Source organism: Mesorhizobium sp. M7A.F.Ca.US.005.03.2.1, from assembly GCF_003997795.1.
Lineage (GTDB): Bacteria > Pseudomonadota > Alphaproteobacteria > Rhizobiales > Rhizobiaceae > Mesorhizobium > Mesorhizobium ciceri.
This window is the reverse complement of sequence record NZ_RZRP01001577.1, coordinates 1-518: the sequence shown is the minus strand read 5'-3', so window position 1 is coordinate 518 and position 518 is coordinate 1. Positions and strand designations below refer to the sequence as shown.

Genomic DNA, 518 nt, shown 5'->3' with positions numbered 1-518 from the left:
GGTCTGACCCGTGAAACATTGGCGTTTTGTGCACGAGCAGTGACGTCGACGATCAATAGTCCCCTCATCGTCGGTTGGTTGATTGCCCGCCACGGCTCGCTTGGCGTGGCGGGCACTCATCACGGAGAGCGCATGCAGCCCGGTGAGATCATTTGCAACGCGTTCCCCACCGGGTTGGCCGCCGTCCCGGTGCCAGCGTCAGGAATTAGCGGAACCTAATTTGATGCTTCCCATGAATGATAATCAGCCGCCCGCCAAGCTGTTATACGAGCCGGCGCCAGATTGGCAGAGCGCAGGAGTCCTTCTTGCAGCCGCTGCTCTGGTCTCATCCTTATGCGCCCTGCTAGTGGCATCTTGGATGTCAGGTTGACCGCTCTTGCAGTCTCCGTTCCGGCCAAAACGTAAAAAGTCTACTCCACCGAAACGAGCAGAGGCCGGTGTTTTGGCCGTTCGTGCCAAATGACTTGGCGTAGGTCGCGCATGTCGACCTGCTGACCGCAGATCGGGCAGGTGTAGAA

1 protein-coding gene is annotated in these 518 nt (G+C 58.5%); it reads left to right on the top strand.

The window, feature by feature from the left end:
* A partial coding sequence (locus EN991_RS40545; protein ID WP_206519381.1) for a hypothetical protein occupies positions 1-219 on the top strand: 219 nt, incomplete at its 5' end.
* Positions 220-518: the final 299 nt, after the last annotated feature.